This is a genomic window from Burkholderia sp. BCC1993, from assembly GCF_905339865.1.
Taxonomy (GTDB): Bacteria; Pseudomonadota; Gammaproteobacteria; order Burkholderiales; family Burkholderiaceae; genus Burkholderia.
Genome location: NZ_CAJPGZ010000003.1, coordinates 146,425 through 165,440, shown reverse-complemented (window position 1 = coordinate 165,440; position 19,016 = coordinate 146,425). Strand labels below are relative to the sequence as shown.

Sequence of the window (19,016 nt, the reverse complement as noted above, 5' to 3'; positions counted from 1 at the left end):
CTTTCCGCAATCGAACCGGCTTGTTCGAGAGAGTTCGGGCTGGAATGAGCGCACAAACATTGCTGGCGCAGACGAACGTGCCGGCCGAGACCAGAGCAATTAGTGTCGATCCGGAGGCGTCGGTCTTTGCCCCGATTGGTGCACGCCAAGTGAGGTTTTTCCAGTGATGACCCAGCTGTACGCTCAACAGGCCTACGGTGTCGCTCCGAGCCCGCGCTTCTCTTCGTGGCTGGAGACGACGAACGATCTGACGAGCCGTTTTGTCGCTGCCACGAATGCTCCTGACCTGATCAACCTCGCCGGCGGGTTGCCGGCCCCCGAAGCGTTTCCCACGGAAGAACTCGCGGCGCTTGCTCGGGAAGCCGTCGTCAAGTATCCGCACGAATGCCTGGGCTATGGCCCGACCGACGGATTGCCGGCATTGCGAGACGCAATTGCGGCTCGATTCAGTTCATCCGCGTTGCGGCTACGGCGCGACAACGTGTTGATAACGGCTAGCGGCACGCAAGGCCTCGACCTCATCGGCAAGGTGCTGATAGAGCCGGGCAGCATGGTGGCGGCACCGTTCCCCAGCTACGTCGGTGCGATGGACGCGTGGCGTCCGCGTGCCCCGCGGTATCGCAATCTCGTCCTTGGCGAACGTGAATTCGACCTGGCGCCGTCGTTCGCCGGCGCGCAATTCGTCTATTCGGTGCCGAATTTTTCGAACCCCACCGGGAAGCTCGTCGGTTCCCCAACGCGTCGCGCCATGGTCGACGCAGCTCATCGGACTGGCGTATGGCTGGTTGAAGACGATCCCTATGGCTCGCTGAGCTACGGCGGCACGTCGCTGCCACGATTGATCGAACTTTCGGCTCGGCAGTCGCGATCGGGTGACTACGACGGGCCCGTGATCTACATGGGAAGCATGTCGAAGGCGCTTGCCCCCGGGCTGCGAATCGCGTGGACGATCGCGTCACCGGACATGATCCAGGCGCTCACCGCGGCCAAGCAGGCCGCGGACCTGTGCTCGAGCGGACTGAATCAACGGATTGCCCTCGCGGCGCTGGAGGGTGGCCTCATCGAGCGGTTGAATCCGGTCATCGTGAAACTCTACCGCGAACGACGCGACGCGCTTTGTGCAGCCATGGACGCACATCTGAGCGAATGGTTCGAATGGGACGTACCGGTCGGCGGCATGTTCGTGTGGGCAACGGCACGCGACGCATCGATTGATACCGATCGCCTCGTTCCGGTCGCCATGGACGCCGGCGTCATGGTGGGGCCGAGCAGCGTATTCGACCCGTGGGGACAGAACCGCCACGCGCTTCGGCTCAACTTCACGCTCAACGCGCCGGAGCGCCTGGCCGACGGCGTTCGTCGACTGGCGCAGGCTGTGCGCACACTGCAACGCCAAAGGTGACCACCACGCGTCGGCAAGCGCGGACATACGGGCACATGCCCCGGCACGGTTACGGTCGGCCAGATGAATCCCCCATTCGACGGACATGCTTTTGAAGGGTTGAACACGCGATGATCAAACTATCCGAATCCATCGAGATTGCTGCGCCGGTCGCCGACGTCTGGCCGATTCTTGCCGACCCCGAGCAGGTCGTCGGTTGCGTACCGGGCATGACATTGACGTCCGACAAGGGCAACGGCGTCTACGACGGAACGATTTCGGTCAAGTTTGGACCGACGGTCGCGAACTTCCGCGGGCAATCGCGACTCACGTATGACCACGCGGCCAAATCCTGTGATATCGAAGCCGGCGGGGTCGATCAGAAGGGATCGACGCGCGCGATGGCTTCCGCGCATATCGTCGCGTCGGGCACGCACATGACCACCGTAGTCATCGATGGCGGTTTCAACGTCACCGGGCCTCTCGCACAATTCGCGCGCACGGGCGGGGTGTTCGTCGCTAGGGCGCTGCTCGAGGAGTTCGTCGCCAACCTGACCCGACGCCTCGAGCTCAAACGCGCGCCGGCAGGCACACCGATCCCCGATGCCGTCCACGCGCCGCAGGCAACCGCGGCCGCAACGTCGCAAATCAGTGGTTTCCGTCTTCTGCGGGCAGCCTTGCGCGGCTGGCTGAAGAATCTTTTCCGTCGAAAATAAAGCAAGGATACCGTCATGCTTTCGCAACCCGAAGAACTCAACTACCAGCTTCTGGCCAAGGCTTTCGCAGCAGAGGGCGTCGACACTGCCTTCCATCTAATGGGAGACGGCAACATGTACTGGGCTACATCGCTGACACGCGATTGCGGGGTACGGGCGATTCACGCTCGCCACGAGAATTGCGCCGTTGCGATGGCGGACGCATACAGTCGCGCGACGGGGAAGGTCGGCATTGCATCCGTGACCTGTGGACCTGGCTTTACGCCCACGGTCACGTCGCTGACCGTTGCCGCGCGCGGAAATGTGCCGCTGATCCTGTTTGCAGGCGATACGCCGATCACCGACCTGTTCCACAACCAGGCATTCGATCTCGGGCCTGTCGTCGAAAAGACGGGGGCGCGCTACATTCCGTTGCGGCATCCGGACCGCATGTTGAACGATGTGCGAGAAGCTTTCTACATCGCGCGTTATGAGCGAACGCCGGTCGTGCTGGGTGTCCCGCTCGACCTGCAGATGTCCGCGGCCGCATGGGGCATCGAATATATCCCGTCCGCCGATCTGATCCCGCGCGGGCAGCGCATCCAGCCCGATCCGGAACTGGTCGGCGAAGCTACGGCCATGCTGGCCCAGGCCGAACGCCCGATCGTGGTCGCCGGCTATGGCGCCTACCGCTCGGGGGCCATTCCGGCGCTCACGACCCTGGCGCAACATGCCGGCGCGCTCGTGGCGACTTCGCTGCGTGCGAAAGGCGCCTTTCACGACAACCCGTTCAATCTCGATGTCGCGGGATCGTTCGCCAGTCCATATGCACATGAGCTCTTCGCGGACGCCGACATGATCGTGTCTGCCGGTGCGGGACTCGGGAGCTTCACGACCGAGGCAGGCTATCTCTTTCCGAACGCCAAAGTGGTGCAGATCGATACGCGCCCGCGCGGCCTCTGGCAAGGCGGTCGGACCGCGGATCTCCACATCGCCGCGGACGCGAAGGCCGGCGTGCAGGCCATCACGACCGAGCTTCGTCAACTGACTCCGGCACGCACCGGCTATAGGCGGCCCGACATTGCAGAGCGCCTCGCCCGTGACGTGCAGGACGACAAGCCGTTCCATCTCGAGCCGAACACGCTCGATCCGCGCGAAGCCGTCAACGAGCTCGATCGGGTGATCCCGAAGGACTGGGACATCGTGATGGGATGTGCGCATTTCTTCACGATCGCTGGTCCGACGCTCAAGGGGCGTGCTGCTGATCGTTACCACTTCTTCACCGAATTCGGCGCGATCGGACAGGCACTTCCTGCGGCCGTCGCCGTGGCCGCGGTCCGCGGCAACGGAAAGGTTTGCCTGATCGAAGGAGAGGGCAGCCTGCTGATGCAGATTCAGGAACTCGAAACGCTTGCTCGTCACGGGATCAAGCTCCTGATCCTGACGTTCAACGACGGCGCGTATGGCGCCGAGATCCATAAGCTCGTACCGAAGGGCATCACGCCCGAGGAAGCGACGTTCGGCCGGCCGAATCTGGCTGCTGTCGCTCAAGCGTTCGGCCTGCGGGGGGCCACTGTCGACCAGCCCGGCAAGCTCTCCCAATTGTTTGCCGACCACGAGCGTGGCAGCACGGCAAGCCTGCTCGACCTCCACATTTCCCGGACGGTTCCGTCGATCTCCTATCGTCGCGTCTATTTTGGCGAAGTCTGACATCGATCATCCATCGAGATCGAGAAACACATTCCCGGAGGAAGTTGCATGGCACACGTTGTCCGCTTTCACACACATGGCGGCCCCGACGTTCTTTCATTCGAAGAAGCCGAGGTCGGCGAACCTCGGCCTCATGAATTGCGCGTGAGTCAGACCCGATGCGGCGTGAACTTTATCGATACCTATGTTCGCTCCGGCCTGTATCCGGTCGAACTGCCATATATCCCGGGCCAGGAAGGCGTCGGAACAGTCACGGCCATCGGGTCGGATGTGACCGGCTTTGCCGTGGGCGACCGCGTCACCTATTCGACGATGGGCGGCGGTGGCTACGCATCCGAACGGCTCATCGAAGCCGATCTGGCCTTCAAGGTGCCTGCGTGGATCAGCGATGAAGTAGCTGCCGCGCTCACCATGAAAGGCCTGACCGTTCAAATGCTAATCCGGCAAACCTTTCGGGTGGAAGCCGGTACCGTGACGCTCGTGCACGCGGCGGCGGGCGGTGTCGGCACGTTGCTTTGCCAGTGGGCCTCCCGCCTCGGCGCTACGATCATCGGCACCGTCGGATCGGACGACAAAGTGGACATCGCCAGAAAGAATGGCTGCCACGACGTCATCGTCTACTCGCGCGAGAATTTTGCCGAACGCGTCAAGGCGATCACGAGGGGCGAATTGTGCGACGTGGTGTATGACGGTGTGGGAAAGACGACTGCAATGGGTTCGCTCGATTGCCTGAAACCGTTGGGTATGTTCGTCAGCTACGGGAACGCATCGGGGCCCGTCGACGGCTTCAGTTTGCTGGAACTGGCCAAGCGCGGTTCGCTATTCGTCACTCGTCCGATGCTGCCGCACTATGCGTCCACGCGGGCAAAACGTGTTGCGATGGCCGACGAGTTTTTCGAGACGTTGAAGGACGGCACCGTAACAGGACCTTCGATCAGGCAATTCGCGTTGAGCAAAGCCGCCGCCGCGCACCGTGAGCTGGAAAGTCGTCGCACATCGGGCAGTCTCGTTCTCGTACCGTAGGCGAGGCTGCTGCCGCCTGGAATCTGGCAGGATGACAGGCGTGTTTCCCAATCTTGCGGGAGGGGAAGAATGGTGAAGGGATACTGAATTGCGTTCGTCGATGTCGAGGCCCCGCATGCCTATAAGGCCTATGGCTGCGCGAACGCTGCCGTATTCGAGAAGTATGGCCTGCGATTCATTATCCTCGGTGCAGCGGTCAGAAACGTCGAAGGCGAGGTTCGGTCTTGCTCGGTGGTGATCGAGTTCGCCAGCTACCAGCGCGCGTTCGACTACTTCGATTCTCCCGAGTATGCACCGGGAAAGTACTGCGCAGACAGGCGTCGACGGCCGACATTGTGATTGTCGAAGGTTACGAGAAGCCTTGACCTCGGCAACAAGGGAACACCGCATGTCGATTCGTGCGTTCGAGCCGCGCAGCTGGTTGCGCGCGGAGCATCCGTGCCCGCCGGCATCGGCAGGCATTGATTTCGTTGTGTCGCGATGCGATGGCCACGCCGGCCGTCCGACCGGACTCGGTACCGATCGGGTGACATGTGCTGCAACGACTTGCATCGACACTTGGGTCACGCAAGTCCGGTCGACATTGCATTGGCATGCGGATTGGTACGCACGCGAACGACCGCTCGCGTGCGCGTGGTCCGGTGGAACAACGCGACATTCGCGGAGACGGCTGTAACGGCAACCGTCACCACCAGCTTATCCGAGCCGGCATGCCGGGATATCTCAAATTGCAGGTCGAAACGGACCTGTAACGAAAAAGTTCAGTTGATAGTAGTGGAGTGGCGAAATGGATCGTTCAATACCTGTTCTGGACCGGTTGGATCAGCAAATTCTTGCCGCGTTGCAACGTGATGCGCGACTCTCAAGCGCAGAGTTGTCCGAGAAGGTCAACCTGAGTACATCCCCATGTTGGCGTCGCGTCAAGCGCCTCGAGGCGGCGGGTGTGATAACGGGTTATCACGCTCGCGTGGATTTCATCAAGCTCGGCTTCGAAGTGACAGCTCTTGTTCAGGTGGCTCTTGCACCGAAGTCGACGGAACATATGAGGGCATTCGAGGCAGCTATCCGGCCATTACCGGAGGTGCTGAGTTGCCACAACATCTCCGGCCAATACGACTATCATCTTGTCGTGATGGCGAAGACGCCGTCACTATTCGGTGATTTCGTTCGGGAGCATATCAATGGATGTCCGAGCATCAAGGAAGTGTGTACGTCGTTCGTCATCAGTGAGGTGAAGGCACCGGTCATACCACCGCTTTGACCGCGCGATGCGATAGGCAAGCGGCCGTGTCATGCGGCCGCGACCCGCTGCGGTCAGACGGACGCAGCGCGGTAGTATTTGCGATATGTCCCGCACCGGCATCGCAACGCGTTCCGCGTGCCGCATCGTCTTGCTTTCCTCAACTGAGCGCGAGCACGTGCGAACTTGAAGTAGGGTGGACCGATCCGATTCCTCTCGAACGGACCGGCATGCATGTCCGCCTGTACCGCGTCGATCTGGGCGATTTGTTCGATTCTTCACCACGCATCGACACGGTGCCATTCCGAACCACCGAAGCTAGCCTAAACGTGTCGCCATGCCCCTGGCGTCATTCCTGTCTCGGCTTTGAAGGCCTTCGTGAAATGACTTTGCGACGAGTATCCGCAGGCGAGCGCTATTTCGACCAGTTCCATCGAGGTCTCGCGCAGAAGATGTTTGGCACGCTCGACACGTCGCTTCGCGACATACCGATGGGGGGGCAAGCCGATGCCGACTCGAAACATCTTTGCGAAATGGAACGTGCTCAATTCAGCCTGCCGGGCCAGATCGTCGAGGTTCAGGGTCCCATCAAGGTTCGCCTCGATGAACTCGGTCAGTTTCCGTTGAACAGACGGGGCTAGGCCGCCCTTTATCGCGGCAGGGGTCGCACGCGTATTGTGGCGACGAAGCAAGTGATGGATCAACAAATGACAGGCAGAGTCGACTGCCATCCGATCGCATGCGGCCGTCCAATCTAGCGGGAGTAGGCCACCGCGCACGACCATCGCGATCGCCGGATCGTCGACAAAGGTGAGATCCATCAGATCGATCTGGCGATGCCCAGTGTTGAATGTCGTCTGAGCCTGGTACGCCAGCACGTCAGGATCAATATAAAGATGAAACATCCGAATCGCACCGCCGACCTTCCATTCGCTTACATGGCCGGCAGGCAATACACATAGCTTGTCCGGAGCACCACCGGCGAGCCGTCGGTCGGTCCGAATGATATCGTTGCCACCTTCCAGATACACGCTAATCGTATGATGCCCGGGGCGATCATAACGGGTCCAACTGTCGCGGTTGTGCCACTCGGCAAGTGCAAGACCGCAGCCGACAGTTGCTTCGCGCAAGAGGTGCGCCCCGTTCCCGGAGAGAACTTCGCTTACGCGAAGAAAAGGTGTAGTCATTGTCAGCCTGTCCTGGAGCCCGATTCGCAGTTCATAAATGCACCACGACGAGAAATTTAAGCGATTGCACACATAAAGTGTGCGCCTTCCGGACATTTCCTCCGGTGCGGACAGTCACGTTGTCGTCAACGAAGACACTCTCGCACTCGCGATCAGCGTTGAGACGCGTATCGTCACTAGCCGCTGAGACCCGGGGGGCATCTGCTTTGAGACCGACCGGGCCATGCTCGGGAACCGTCGACTCTAACAGAGCAATTTCAATGCCAGAATGTGAAGATTGGGCGGAGCGCACGACGAGTGCGGAACGCGTGCTCGCGATTTCGGTGTGCTATCGGCGGCTGATGCCAAGCAGCGTAAGCGCCTGCAGGAAGGCGGTGGCGGAAGGCTCGCCGGTATTCAGCGCACACTCGATGACGGCATCCCCCTCCAGTGCACTGGCAAGCAGACATGCTGCCTGGTCCGCCGACAAGGCGGGCGCGACCTCTTTCGCCGCTTGATGCTCCTGCACCGTCTGACGGATCCAGTTCAACTGCAGACGAAACAGTTTCTCGATCTCTGCACCGACTTCGGGCGGGACACTCGAGCGAGCCACGCCCAACACGTTTGGAAGGGACGGTACGCCTTGCTCGAAATGCTCGGAAGCGAGGCATGCGTAGGCAATCAGGCGACTTTCTGCGTCACGATACTCGAAGGATATTTCACGCAGTTCCTGCTCGAGATAGCCCGAATGCGTCTGGATCAGCTTGATAAAGAGCGCCTCTTTTTTCCCAAAGCATTCGGTTACCTCTGCTTCGGTCAATGACGCGGATTCCGCTAGGCTTGCGAAGGTAAAGGACGAAACGCCGTGCCGGCGAATCAGTCGCTCGGCATATGAAAGAAGGAGATTCTGCGTGCTAGGAACCATGGTCCCGGCCCGCCCGTTCACACAGCATGATTTCGGACATGACGACCTTGAAGCTGTGGCGGGCCGGTAGATCATTGATGTGGTCGGGTTCGTTGAGGGGCGTGACGCGCTCGCTTCGGCAAGCGACGCTGCTTCTTCGGTGGGCGCCCTCGACTACGAATGGAAATGCAGAAGCCAAATGATTCGTTGGCAAATCAGGCGCACATCCCGTCGCGGGCGAGTACAGGGACCGCGCTTTTCTAGCTTGCGGCGCCTACGACTTCCTCGGGCTGGAGGCCGACATAACCTTCGACAACTACAACGTCGGCAATCGCCGCCGACTTTCGAAACGCCGCTGCGCGGACGTACTCCGGCGACCGGTAGCAGGCCTGCGCGGTTTCGTAATCCTTGAACTCGATCACGACCAGGCGTGACCGGTACTGGCCTTCCACTACATCCGCCTCGCCACCCCGGATCAGATAGCGACCGCCATATTTCCGGTACGCGATCTGATTCAGCCTCGAATACTCGGCGAACGTCTCGGGATCGGTAACGTCAGTTTGTCCGATCCAATATCCTTTTGCCATCTCCAACTCTCCAAGGGTAAAACTGCTGAACATTCAGTGCAACGGCGCCGATTCGTGTACGAGATGCGGCACGGCTTCGAAGCCGCTCACATCATGACGATCGTACAATTTCAAAGGTCTCCCGCTCGCTTGATCAATGCAGGTGCAATGGTAGAACACTGAGTCATGCCGAGGACGCTCATTCCTCGTCGCTGTGCACGGACGACGAATACGAACGACGATGTTAGTCGAACCCGCACGACAATTCATTTCGATTGCACGGCTTTAAACCCGTCGATCAAAAATGAAATATCGAAAATCCATAAATCATCGAAACGAATGTTTCAATTTGATCTCACCAGGATCGGCACGCGCGTCCTGTCGATATACTCGTCCAAGTTGAGAGTGGTCGCGGCCTGTACGTTCAGCGCTTGCGTTTCATAGCGAGTACCTTCGTATGAGCCATGAAGTTCACATTCCTTTCAGCTTTCAACGCGGGGATCGACGGCGCATACGCATGTTAGTTGCGGGCGTGTATCGGATAGTCATTTTCCATATCGCGAAAGGAATGCGTTCGGCTTCCCTTGCCCCGGGGGCAAGCCAACTAAGTGATTGGCTAAGGGAAGTGCGCACCACTAGTGGCATCGGCTTATACACAACGCAGCCCGTCGCTCAAGCGTTCGGAGCGAGTCGTTTGAGATCAATGCGATAGGCAGGGGCTTGTAAACTTTCGGCGCGTCGCGTTTACTCTCGCTTTTTGCGTGAACGCCTTGGCTCTGGAAGCACCCTGCTGGACGGAAACCGAATTTGCCGACCTTGACCTTGGCGACGCGCGCTTGAACAAGCGAGCGAGGACATTGATGGAACGATTGTCGGCCAAGCCGACGGCTGGCGTACCGCAGGCGTGTCGGGGCTGGGGTGAGACGATGGCGGCGTACCGCTTCTTCGACAACGACGAGGTCGAGTGGGGAACGATTCTGGAGCCACACTGGCGGCAGACCGAGCAACGGATGGCCGCTCAGTCGGTCGTATTGTGCCTGCAGGACACGACGGAGCTGGATTTCAACGGTCGGCAGGCAACGGGCCTTGGGCCGCTGTCTTACGAAGCGCAGCGCGGGATGTATTTGCATCCGACCTACGCAGTGACGCCTGAGCGGGTGCCGCTGGGTGTACTGGACGCGTGGATGTGGGCTCGTGAACCCAAGGACGCGCAGGGCAAGCGCGGTGGCGTAAAGGAAAGCCTGCGCTGGATCGAGGGTTACGAGCGGGTAGCGGAAACGGCATCGAGCCTGCCGCACACGCGACTGGTGTACGTCGCTGATCGCGAGGCAGACATGATCGCGCTGATGGTGCGGGCGCAGGGGTTGGGCACGCCGGCGGATTGGCTGATTCGCTCGACCCACGACCGCGCGCTGCCCGAGGGAGCGAAGCTGTGGGCGGCGACGACAGAAGACGCACCGCTCGGCGAGATTGCCTTCACGATGGGCTCGCGTCACGGCGTGAAGGCACGCCAAGTGCGTCAGCACGTGTGGCTGCGGCGCATCGAACTGCCGGCCGGCGTGGGTCAAAGCGTGGCGGCCACGTGTCTGGTGGCGCGCGAGTTTGATGCGCCAAGCGGTGCCAAGCCGATCGAATGGCGCTTGCTGACCAACCGCGAAGCCACGACGCTGCAGGAAGCGATTGAACTGATCGACTGGTATCGGGCGCGCTGGGAAATCGAGATCTTGTTCAACGTGCTGAAGAACGGTTGCCGTGTCGAGGCGCTGCAATTGGGCGCGATCGAACGGCTCGAACGCGCGCTGGCGCTGTTTCTGGTCGTGGCTTGGCGGATCGCCCATCTGATGCACATGGGCCGCCGTTGCCCCGATCTGGATGCCGAACTGTTCTTCGATGCCGATGAAATTCGCGGCACGTATTTGCTGACCGACCTCAAGCAGCCGGTCAAGCCCAAGCTCAACGAGGTGCTGCGCTTGATCGCGCGCTTGGGCGGATTCCTCGGCCGTAAGGGCGACGGCGAACCCGGTGCGAAAGCCATCTGGCTGGGACTCAAAGAGGTTCATGTCGCTGCCAAGACATTGCAGAAGTTACGTGCCGGCGGTCACGCTGGAAATTGTGTATAAGCCGATGCACTAGTGGGTGTTGCCGTCACTTCGCCGCAGAATGGCCGAAATCCCGCGCGCGGACAGCACGTGTTCGATGGCGAGCACGATTCCGCCGAGCGTCCCCGCGTGCATGGCGGTCGACGTAGCCTCGACCAACAGGCTGCGCGTAGCAAGCGGCAATGCGCGTCGATATACGACGGCCCGCACGCCCGCGAGCAGATCGTCGCTGATTCTGGCGAGGCGTCCGCCGAGGACGATCGTCGCGGGATTGAACATGTGCACGAGCATCGCGATGACCTCGCCGATCAGCGTCGCTGCGTCGCGGGTCAGGCGAATTGCCGTCTGGTCCCTTGCCTTGATGAGGCGCGCGAGGTCGTCCATCGTCGGCGGGACTGCAGCACCCGACGCTTCACCCTGTTGCCGCAGCAGCGCGGTGGCCGATGCGACCGCCTCGACGCAGCCGATGTTGCCACATCGACAGACGGTGTTGTCGTGCTCGGGCACGCGGATATGCCCGATGTCGCCGGCGGCGCCGTCCGTGCCGCGGTGCAGCCGCCCGTCTGCCGTCACGATGCCGCAGCCGATTCCTGTCGAGATCTTCGCAAAGAGCAGCGGCGACTGCGACGCCGGTCGCGTGCGGGCTTCGCCGAGCGCCATCAGGTTGACGTCGTTGTCGACGAGGACGGGCGCGTGCAGCCGCTGTCGAAGGTAAGCCGATACCGGAAACTCGTCCCAATCGGGCATGATCGGCGGCCGGACGCAAACCCCGCGTACGAAATCCACCGGGCTGGGCAGGCCGACGACGACGGCGCGTACCACCAGCTTCGCGAGATTCCGCGCGGCCAGCAAGGTGGTGAAGTCGTCGACGAGCCGGTCGAGCACGACATCTGGCCCAAGCGATAGATCCACTTCGAAACGATGCTCGGCCAGCAGATGCTGGCCGAGGTCGGCCACGACCAGTCTGCCATGACTCGCGCCGATGTCGGCGACCAGGATGAGCCCGGCCCGCGGGTTGATCGACAGCCGGGTACCGGGACGCCCGCGTCCGCTCGGACCCGACGCATGTTCGGCGACGAGCCCGGCTTCGATCAGCGGTTGCACGAGTTGCGAGACGGTCGATCGCGCGAATCCGGTGTCGCGCGACAGATCGGCACGACTGACACCCGGCAGTGACGCGATGGTCAGGGCCAGCTTGCTGTGGATCTCGTATTCGTCGAGTCGAAACTGCCGATCGGATGACACCAGTCGGGACGGGCCGGGTTGTTTCGCGCGTTCATTCATGATGGTCGGGCAGTCGGACGAGGTTCGGGGCGGAGAGCAGGCAGACATCGCACATGGGGCGATAGCCTGCCTATTTATGACGGAAATCGAATTAAATAATACAAAATTCAAACGAATCCGCCCAGCCCGTATCGTCCCGCTCTATCGGCAATAGACGGAGGAAGTATCGGATGGCGGGCAAGCGCAACCTGACAGCGGCGATCATCGGCGCAGGCATGATAGGCGAGGTTCATCTTCGCGCCGCGCGGCTCGCCGGCGCACGGATCGCCGGTATCGTCGCGTCGACGCCTGAACGGACGTCGGCAGCGGCCGACAGGCTCGGCGTGAATGCTTTCCCGAGCGCGGATGCCGCGATCGACGATCTGGCCGTCGACGTGGTTCACATCTGCACGCCGAACGCAACCCATCATCGGCTCGCGATGGCCGCGCTTGCAGCGGGCAAGCACGTGATCTGCGAAAAACCGCTTGCGATCCGCGCCGACCAGGCGGCGGAACTCGCGGCAGCTGCGGTGCGCGCGAACCGGGTGGCGACCGTGCCGTTCGTCTATCGCTATCACCCGATGGTCCGCGAAGCACGCGCGCGGGTACAGGACGGCAGGATCGGCGCGCTGCACATGATTCACGGCAGCTACCTGCAGGACTGGTTGCTCGGACAGCACGACACGAACTGGCGCGTCGATCCGGACGAGGGCGGCGCGTCGCGCGCATTTGCGGACATCGGGTCGCACTGGTGCGATCTCGTGGAATGGGTTAGCGGCGAGCGGCTCGCTTCGGTCGTCGCGTGCCTGCGCACGGCCGTTGCGTCCCGTCCCGCGCAGAGCGCCCGAACCTTTGCGGCAGAGGCCGCGGGCGATCACGCATCGTACCGGTCGGTCGAGACCGAGGATGTCGCGGGTGCGCTGTTCACTACGGCCTGCGGCGTGCCCGTCTCCCTCGCGGTCAGCCAGGTATCGGCCGGCCGCAAGAATCGACTGTGGTTCGAAATGGACGGTGCCGAAGCAAGCGTCGTGTTCGATCAGGAGGACGCGGAGCGTCTGTGGGTCGGCACGCGGGATGCCGCCACGCTGCTCGTGCGCGATCCGACGCGGGGCAGCGCCGAGCAGCGGCGGCTCGCATCGTTGCCTGCCGGACACGCGCAAGGTTACGCGCAGTGTTTCGAGGCGTTCGTCGACGACACCTACGCGACGATTCGCGGAGAGCGACGCGACGGATTGCCGACGTTCGAGGACGGTGCGCGCTCGGCGACGATCGTTGACGCCGTGCTGGCGTCGTCGCGGGAGCGGAACTGGCAGAGGATCGGCTAGCGGCAATACGCGAGGCGATCGCATCGCGTCGCGCGACTTTACCAACGACAAGGAGACAATGAAATGATCAAGGGACCCGGCTTGTTCCTGGCCCAGTTCATCGGAGACGATCCGCCGTTCGACGAACTGGATTCGCTGGCTTCGTGGGCGGCGCAGCTCGGCTATGCGGGCGTTCAGATTCCGACGAGTACGCCGCGCGTGTTCGACCTCGCGCTCGCGGCGCGCAGCCAAGCCTACTGCGACGACGTGCTGGCGCGGCTGGAGCGCCACGGCCTGCAGATCACGGAGTTGTCGACGCATCTTCAAGGCCAGCTCATTGCCGTGCATCCGGCGTACGACGCGTTGTTCGACGGCTTTGCACCGGCGGATGTGCACGGCGAGCCGCGCGCGCGCCAGGAATGGGCGGTAGCGCAACTGAAGCTTGCCGCACAGGCGAGCCGCCGCCTCGGCCTGCATGCTCATGCGACGTTTTCCGGTGCACTCGTGTGGCCGTACTTGTATCCGTGGCCCCAGCGTCCGGCGGGACTCGTCGACGAGGCCTTCGCGGAACTCGCGCTGCGCTGGCGGCCCATCCTCGACCTCTACGACGAACACGGTGTCGACCTGTGCTTCGAACTGCACCCGGGCGAGGACCTGCATGACGGTGCAACATTCGAGCGCTTCCTCGACGCGGTCGACCATCATCCGCGCGCGAAGATCCTGTACGACCCTAGTCACATGCTGCTTCAGCAGATGGACTATCTCGGCTTCATCGATCGTTACCACCGGCGAATCGGCTGTTTCCACGTCAAGGATGCCGAGTTCCGTCCGAACGTCCGCAGCGGCGTCTACGGCGGCTACGAAGGCTGGCGCGAACGGGCCGGGCGCTTCCGGTCGCCAGGCGACGGGCAGATCGACTTTCGGGCGATTTTCTCGAAGCTCACGCAGTACGGCTACGACGGCTGGGCCGTCGTCGAATGGGAATGCTGCCTGAAGCACCCGGAAGACGGCGCACGCGAAGGCGCGCCGTTCGTCCGCGACCATCTGATCCGGGTTTCGGAGCGCGCGTTCGACGATTTCGCCGGTACATCCGTTTCACGATCTGCGCTCAAGCGGATGCTCGGCATCGACAACGAATCGGAGGAGCGATGAATGCGATGATGTTCCGCCTCGGCGCGATGATGTTTCTCGAGTTCTTCATCTGGGGAGCGTGGTTCGTCACGCTCGGTACCTATCTTGGCCAAGGGCAGTTGCATGCCGACGGGTCGCAGATCGCCGCCGCGTATCTGAGCCAGTCGGTCGGTGCGATTCTCGCGCCGTTCGTCGTCGGTCTGATTGCGGATCGCTATTGCGCTGCGCAGCGAATTCTTGCCGTGCTGCAGCTCGGCGGCGCCGTATTGATGTGGATCGCGCCGGAGATGACGCGCTTTCCGGCGTTTCTCGCGCTGATCATGCTTTACATGGTGCTGTTCATGCCGACGCTTGCGCTCGTCAATACGGTCGCGATGCGCCACATGCAAGATCCCGGCAGGCAGTTTCCGCCTGTGCGCGTGGCAGGCAGCATCGGCTGGATCGCGGCCGGCCTGGCCATCGCGTGGCTCGGGCTGGAGCAGCAGCATCGGCTCGATCTGACGTTCCGGATGGCGTCGATCGCCGCACTCATGCTTGCGCTGTATGCGCTTTCGTTGCCCGACACGCCTCCGCTGAAACGCGGTGGAGACGTGTCGCTCGGTGACATCGTCGGGCTCGACTCGCTGAAACTGCTGAAGAGCCGGTCGTATCTCGTGTTTTTCCTGGCGTCGATCGCGATCTGCGTGCCGCTGTCGTTCTATTACAACTTCACCAATCCGTTCCTGAACGAAATCGGCGTACAGGGCGCGGCGGGGCTGCAATCGCTGGGGCAGATGTCGGAAGTGCTGTTGATGCTCGCCATGCCGGTCATTCTGGCGATGCTCGGCGTCAAGGTCATGCTCGCAGTCAGCATGGTCGCATGGGTGTTGCGCTACGTACTGTTCGCGTACGGCAACGTGGATACCGCTTATTGGTCGCTCGTCGCCGGTATCGTGCTGCACGGCATCTGCTACGACTTCTTCTTCGTCGCCGGTCAGATCTATACCGACAATCATGCGGGGCCGCGGTTTCGAAGCGCGGCGCAGGGTTTCATCACACTCGCGACCTACGGTGTCGGGATGCTGATCGGCACCTATTTGTCGGGCGCGGTCGTCGATCACTTCACGCATGGTGCGGTGCGTGAGTGGCGCGCGATCTGGCTCGTGCCGGCATCCGCCGCGCTGGTCGTGCTGATCATCTTCGTGGCGTTGTTCCGTGAGCGGGAAGCGGGTGCACCGGAGATCAAGCCGATTTCCTGACGAATGGAGGAGGGGCCGAATAAGCGGTTATTGCCGTATAAGTGCGTTATGCAAATCAAATAAGGAAATCAATATCATGAGACAAGAACGCCGTCGCTTCATCAAGCAAGGTGCCGCCGCAATGGCTGCGCTTTCTGTGGGATTGCCCGCTCTCGCCGGCGACAAGCGGCCGGGGGACTATTCAGGGCCGATCGGGCTGCAGCTCTATACGCTCGGGGACGCGGTGCAGCAGGACCCGGCCCGTGTGTTCGCGCAGCTCGTTGCGATCGGCTACCGCGAGGTGGAGGCGCTGACGTATGCGAATCTGACACCGTCGGCATTGCGCCGCCATGCCGCCACTGCAGGCTTGCTGATGAGAAGCGCACACCTCGATTTCTCGACCGCAACGGATGTTTCGCGCGTGTTCGACATCGCGCACCAACTGGGGGTGACGCAGGTCGTCAGCTCGGTGTTGCCGCCGGTGCCGCAGGATGTCGGCGCGTTCATCGCGAACACGGGATCGCTGACGATCGACGATTTTCGGCGTATCGCAGAACGCGCGCAGCATATCGGCGAGCTCGCACGCCGCGCAGGTCTCGTCTATGCGTACCACAATCACAACTTCGAATTCCGGAACCTCGGCGGCGGCGTACTCGGCTACGACGTGCTGTTGCGCGACACGGACCCGCGCTACGTCAGATTCGAACTCGACTGCGGGTGGATGAGCTTCGCCGGGGTCAATCCGGTCGGATATCTGAAACGGCACGGACACCGCTTCCATGCGCTGCATATCAAGAACTTCGACATGATCGGGTACTCCACGTCGCTCGATGCGGCTTCGCAAGACCATATCACCGAGCTCGGCCGCGGTGTCATCGAATATCGGCCGATCGTCGCCACGGCGTTGCAACGTGACGTGCGGTATCTGTTCGTCGAACACGATCCGAGGCGCGGTGTTCCCATTCCGATGGACATGGTGGCGCGCGAATTCGAGTTCTTCGAGAGCATAATTTGAAGGACCATTGCTGGTTCCAAGACGGTGAGGCTGAAAGCGGATTCGCCGAATCAGGGTGATACCTAGCACGAAATCGCTGGCGTGGTTGTTCGCGTTGGGACCGATTTGAGATGGCGCCGAGGCGGCAGGCAACGCAGACCAGCAGCGTCTTGGTTGCTAGCTGCTCGACCGCGACGACCGGCTTACGCGTCGCCGATGTCGGAACGGGGCGTTGACTTCCGCGAAGTGGTTAATCGCTCCTTCGACCCGGCCCCGGCACGTCGGTCTCCGCTATCGACCGGCCGGTGCTTCAATGCCCCGCCGCAACTGCGCTAGCGTAGTGAGTTTGCCACCGAGGATGAACTGAGTATCGGCGGGCAACCCGGCCAGAATCGTCCAGGTTTTCGGGATGAAATCTTCAGAGGCGTTTGGAATGGGGATGCGGCGAATCGGTTCGAATCGGTAGGGTGGATCTTGATCTCAGCAATGGACTACCTCTGCTGGGCATTCGTGCCGAAAGTCCGGCCGGGTAAATGGGTTAGGAAGGATCGCGGTTATCCGAAGTTGGCACGTCGTAAAGGCTATCTTCTCGTGCTTCTCTGATCAGATCAGGATCATCAACAGCCATGACTCGATAGGTTCACCTGGCCTCTAGCCGTTCGGCAAAAGCGTCGCTGGGACCTTCGATGGAAGGGCCGTATCAGTTGAGAAATGCGGCGCTGGGCCGCCGCGAGAGGCGCCTCGATGGGGTGCTGCGCGAATGGGGTCCGCAGCGTCGATGTCGCGCATTGCCAAGGGCACATCTAGCCGACATATTGCATCCGCATGTTGACATCCCAGCCGGTTGAATTGACCCCTCTTCCCAATGTGATCCGACGCCGGAAGGATTTTGGCCTCTGAGAAATCCCGGCGACTGCGCGGTCGCAAACCTTACCTGAGACCGGGCTGCGAATTGATCGCTCTCGGCGCGAGCCAAACTGAGGCCACTTGCAACATTGTTAGCGGTTTGCGGCATGGCGTCAGTGCCCAATTGACGTTCAATGGCCTGTTGGCGCTGGCGCGCCCACGCTACATCGAGTCCATAGGCCGTTCCGTGAGGCGTTGAAGATCACTCTGGACCATCCGATCTGGCGACACGACTGTCGACTACAAAATGCTTTCGTCGTGCAGGAACAGTATCTCGCGCCACCAGCACATCACAAATACGTTGTCTGGTTGTTCGCCGGAGTAGCACTGTGCAAATTTGCACAGTGACCGTGCACCCCTACCATTTTCGGATGCTTGTCAAGGGACGATAATTGTCTAAAGACGTCTGCGAAAGGCCGCCTTTTCGATCTTAGATAGATCGGTCGCCGACGCCCATCCCATGGGATGGCTAGCGGCGAATCAAAAACAAATTCAGGAGACAAGCATGACAATCGAAACAGTCGCTTTTGTTGGGGTTGGAAACATGGGCGCGCCGATGGCTCGCCGTGTAAAGGATGCGGGCTTTCGGGTCATGGTCTGTGATAAAAGTGCTTCCGCACTTTCTGAATTCGCAGGCGACAAGGTTGTGATCGCGCGGACAGCGAGTGAATGTGCTTCAGCAGATTTGGTCATTATCCTCGTTGGTAATAACTCTCAGCTCCTTGACGTTGCAACCGGGGCTGAAGGACTGGTTTCCGGTATTCCTATCGGACATCGTCCGATCATCTGCGTTATGAGTACCACGCTTCCAAAAACGATCATGAGCCTCGCAGCGCCTCTGGTCGAAAAGGGCGCTCGGGTCATTGATGCTCCCGTTAGCGGTGGAATTGTTCGAGCCGAAGAGGGGACGCTTACGATCATGATGGGTGGCCGCGAGGACGATATCGCCGAGGTCACACCAGTTATGCAGGTAATGGGGAAGCATCTCGTTAGATGCGGCGAACTCGGATCGGCAGAGGTTGTGAAGGTTGTAAATAACGTGCTATGCATCGCCGCGCAATTTCTGACGGCGGAGGCTATCGATCTTGCGGAAGCAAATGGAGTCACGTTCGAGAGCATCGCGCCTATCCTTGATGTAAGTACCGGCCGAAATTTCCTTACCGGGGACGCCGTTGAAGCACGTCGACAATATGCTGCGTGGGCTCGCTCCGAAGGCGCGTATGTCTCCCTCAAGAACGTAGTTTCCAAGGATCTTCACTTGGCCAAAGAACTCGCAGAAGACCACGGTCTTGATCTGGGTCTTCTGGATAAGCTATCGAACCATGTCGATGGAACCGACGACTACGTGATGCAGCAATGGATGCGCCATGGAAGACACGAAAATTAAGCATATCGCTGGAACCAGGTAAAAGATCTA

16 protein-coding genes are annotated in these 19,016 nt (G+C 61.0%); 12 read left to right on the top strand and 4 right to left on the bottom strand.

The window, feature by feature from the left end; genetic code table 11:
• The first annotated feature begins 166 nt into the window (after positions 1–166).
• The 6 genes from U4Y91_RS05840 to U4Y91_RS05815 all read left to right on the top strand — a co-directional run bounded on the left by U4Y91_RS05840 (position 167) and on the right by U4Y91_RS05815 (position 6,070).
• Positions 167–1,402: a PLP-dependent aminotransferase family protein gene (locus U4Y91_RS05840; RefSeq protein WP_321804025.1), complete on the top strand. Its 1,236-nt coding sequence runs from the start codon at positions 167–169 to the stop codon at positions 1,400–1,402.
• Positions 1,403–1,512: 110 nt separating this feature from the next.
• Positions 1,513–2,097: an SRPBCC family protein gene (locus tag U4Y91_RS05835; protein ID WP_321804024.1), complete on the top strand. Its 585-nt coding sequence runs from the start codon at positions 1,513–1,515 to the stop codon at positions 2,095–2,097.
• Between the two features lie 15 nt (positions 2,098–2,112).
• A complete protein-coding gene (locus U4Y91_RS05830) occupies positions 2,113–3,786 on the top strand; it encodes a thiamine pyrophosphate-binding protein (RefSeq protein WP_321804023.1) in 1,674 nt (557 codons plus the stop codon).
• A gap of 48 nt (positions 3,787–3,834) precedes the next feature.
• Complete coding sequence (locus U4Y91_RS05825) at positions 3,835–4,809, top strand: quinone oxidoreductase (protein WP_321804022.1); 975 nt, start codon at positions 3,835–3,837, stop codon at positions 4,807–4,809.
• Between the two features lie 87 nt (positions 4,810–4,896).
• A complete protein-coding gene (locus tag U4Y91_RS05820) occupies positions 4,897–5,148 on the top strand; it encodes a DUF1330 domain-containing protein (RefSeq protein WP_321804391.1) in 252 nt (83 codons plus the stop codon).
• A 448-nt stretch (positions 5,149–5,596) separates the two neighbouring features.
• On the top strand, positions 5,597–6,070 hold the full coding sequence (locus tag U4Y91_RS05815; RefSeq protein ID WP_321804020.1) for an Lrp/AsnC family transcriptional regulator: 474 nt from the start codon (positions 5,597–5,599) through the stop codon (positions 6,068–6,070).
• A 302-nt stretch (positions 6,071–6,372) separates the two neighbouring features.
• Here U4Y91_RS05815 and U4Y91_RS05810 read toward each other — a convergent pair whose 3' ends face one another.
• The 3 genes from U4Y91_RS05810 to U4Y91_RS05800 form a co-directional block, all read right to left on the bottom strand.
• The gene (locus U4Y91_RS05810; RefSeq protein WP_321804019.1) at positions 6,373–7,236 is read right to left on the bottom strand and encodes an AraC family transcriptional regulator; all 864 of its coding nucleotides are present in this window, start codon (positions 7,234–7,236) and stop codon (positions 6,373–6,375) included.
• A 328-nt stretch (positions 7,237–7,564) separates the two neighbouring features.
• Positions 7,565–8,035, bottom strand: a complete 471-nt coding sequence (locus U4Y91_RS05805) for a hypothetical protein (protein WP_321804018.1) — start codon at positions 8,033–8,035, stop codon at positions 7,565–7,567.
• Positions 8,036–8,379: 344 nt separating this feature from the next.
• Positions 8,380–8,706 (bottom strand): DUF1330 domain-containing protein, encoded by a 327-nt coding sequence (locus tag U4Y91_RS05800; protein ID WP_321804016.1) that lies wholly within the window; start codon positions 8,704–8,706, stop codon positions 8,380–8,382.
• A 755-nt stretch (positions 8,707–9,461) separates the two neighbouring features.
• Here U4Y91_RS05800 and U4Y91_RS05795 point away from each other — a divergent pair.
• A complete protein-coding gene (locus tag U4Y91_RS05795; RefSeq protein ID WP_321804390.1) occupies positions 9,462–10,805 on the top strand; it encodes an IS4 family transposase in 1,344 nt (447 codons plus the stop codon).
• Positions 10,806–10,814: 9 nt separating this feature from the next.
• On the opposite strand, the gene U4Y91_RS05790 is transcribed toward U4Y91_RS05795, so the two are convergent.
• Complete coding sequence (locus tag U4Y91_RS05790; RefSeq protein ID WP_321804014.1) at positions 10,815–12,068, bottom strand: ROK family transcriptional regulator; 1,254 nt, start codon at positions 12,066–12,068, stop codon at positions 10,815–10,817.
• Between the two features lie 170 nt (positions 12,069–12,238).
• Here U4Y91_RS05790 and U4Y91_RS05785 point away from each other — a divergent pair, with 170 nt between their 5' ends.
• The 5 genes from U4Y91_RS05785 to U4Y91_RS05765 all read left to right on the top strand — a co-directional run bounded on the left by U4Y91_RS05785 (position 12,239) and on the right by U4Y91_RS05765 (position 18,986).
• The gene (locus U4Y91_RS05785; protein WP_321804013.1) at positions 12,239–13,372 is read left to right on the top strand and encodes a Gfo/Idh/MocA family oxidoreductase; all 1,134 of its coding nucleotides are present in this window, start codon (positions 12,239–12,241) and stop codon (positions 13,370–13,372) included.
• 63 nt (positions 13,373–13,435) lie between these two features.
• Positions 13,436–14,503, top strand: a complete 1,068-nt coding sequence (locus tag U4Y91_RS05780; RefSeq protein ID WP_321804012.1) for a sugar phosphate isomerase/epimerase — start codon at positions 13,436–13,438, stop codon at positions 14,501–14,503.
• On the top strand, positions 14,500–15,720 hold the full coding sequence (locus U4Y91_RS05775) for an MFS transporter (protein WP_321804010.1): 1,221 nt from the start codon (positions 14,500–14,502) through the stop codon (positions 15,718–15,720). The genes U4Y91_RS05780 and U4Y91_RS05775 overlap by 4 nt, the downstream gene beginning before the upstream one ends.
• A 76-nt stretch (positions 15,721–15,796) precedes the next feature.
• The gene (locus tag U4Y91_RS05770; RefSeq protein ID WP_321804009.1) at positions 15,797–16,714 is read left to right on the top strand and encodes a sugar phosphate isomerase/epimerase; all 918 of its coding nucleotides are present in this window, start codon (positions 15,797–15,799) and stop codon (positions 16,712–16,714) included.
• Between the two features lie 1,345 nt (positions 16,715–18,059).
• Complete coding sequence (locus tag U4Y91_RS05765; RefSeq protein WP_321804007.1) at positions 18,060–18,986, top strand: NAD(P)-dependent oxidoreductase; 927 nt, start codon at positions 18,060–18,062, stop codon at positions 18,984–18,986.
• The last annotated feature ends 30 nt before the right edge of the window (positions 18,987–19,016 follow it).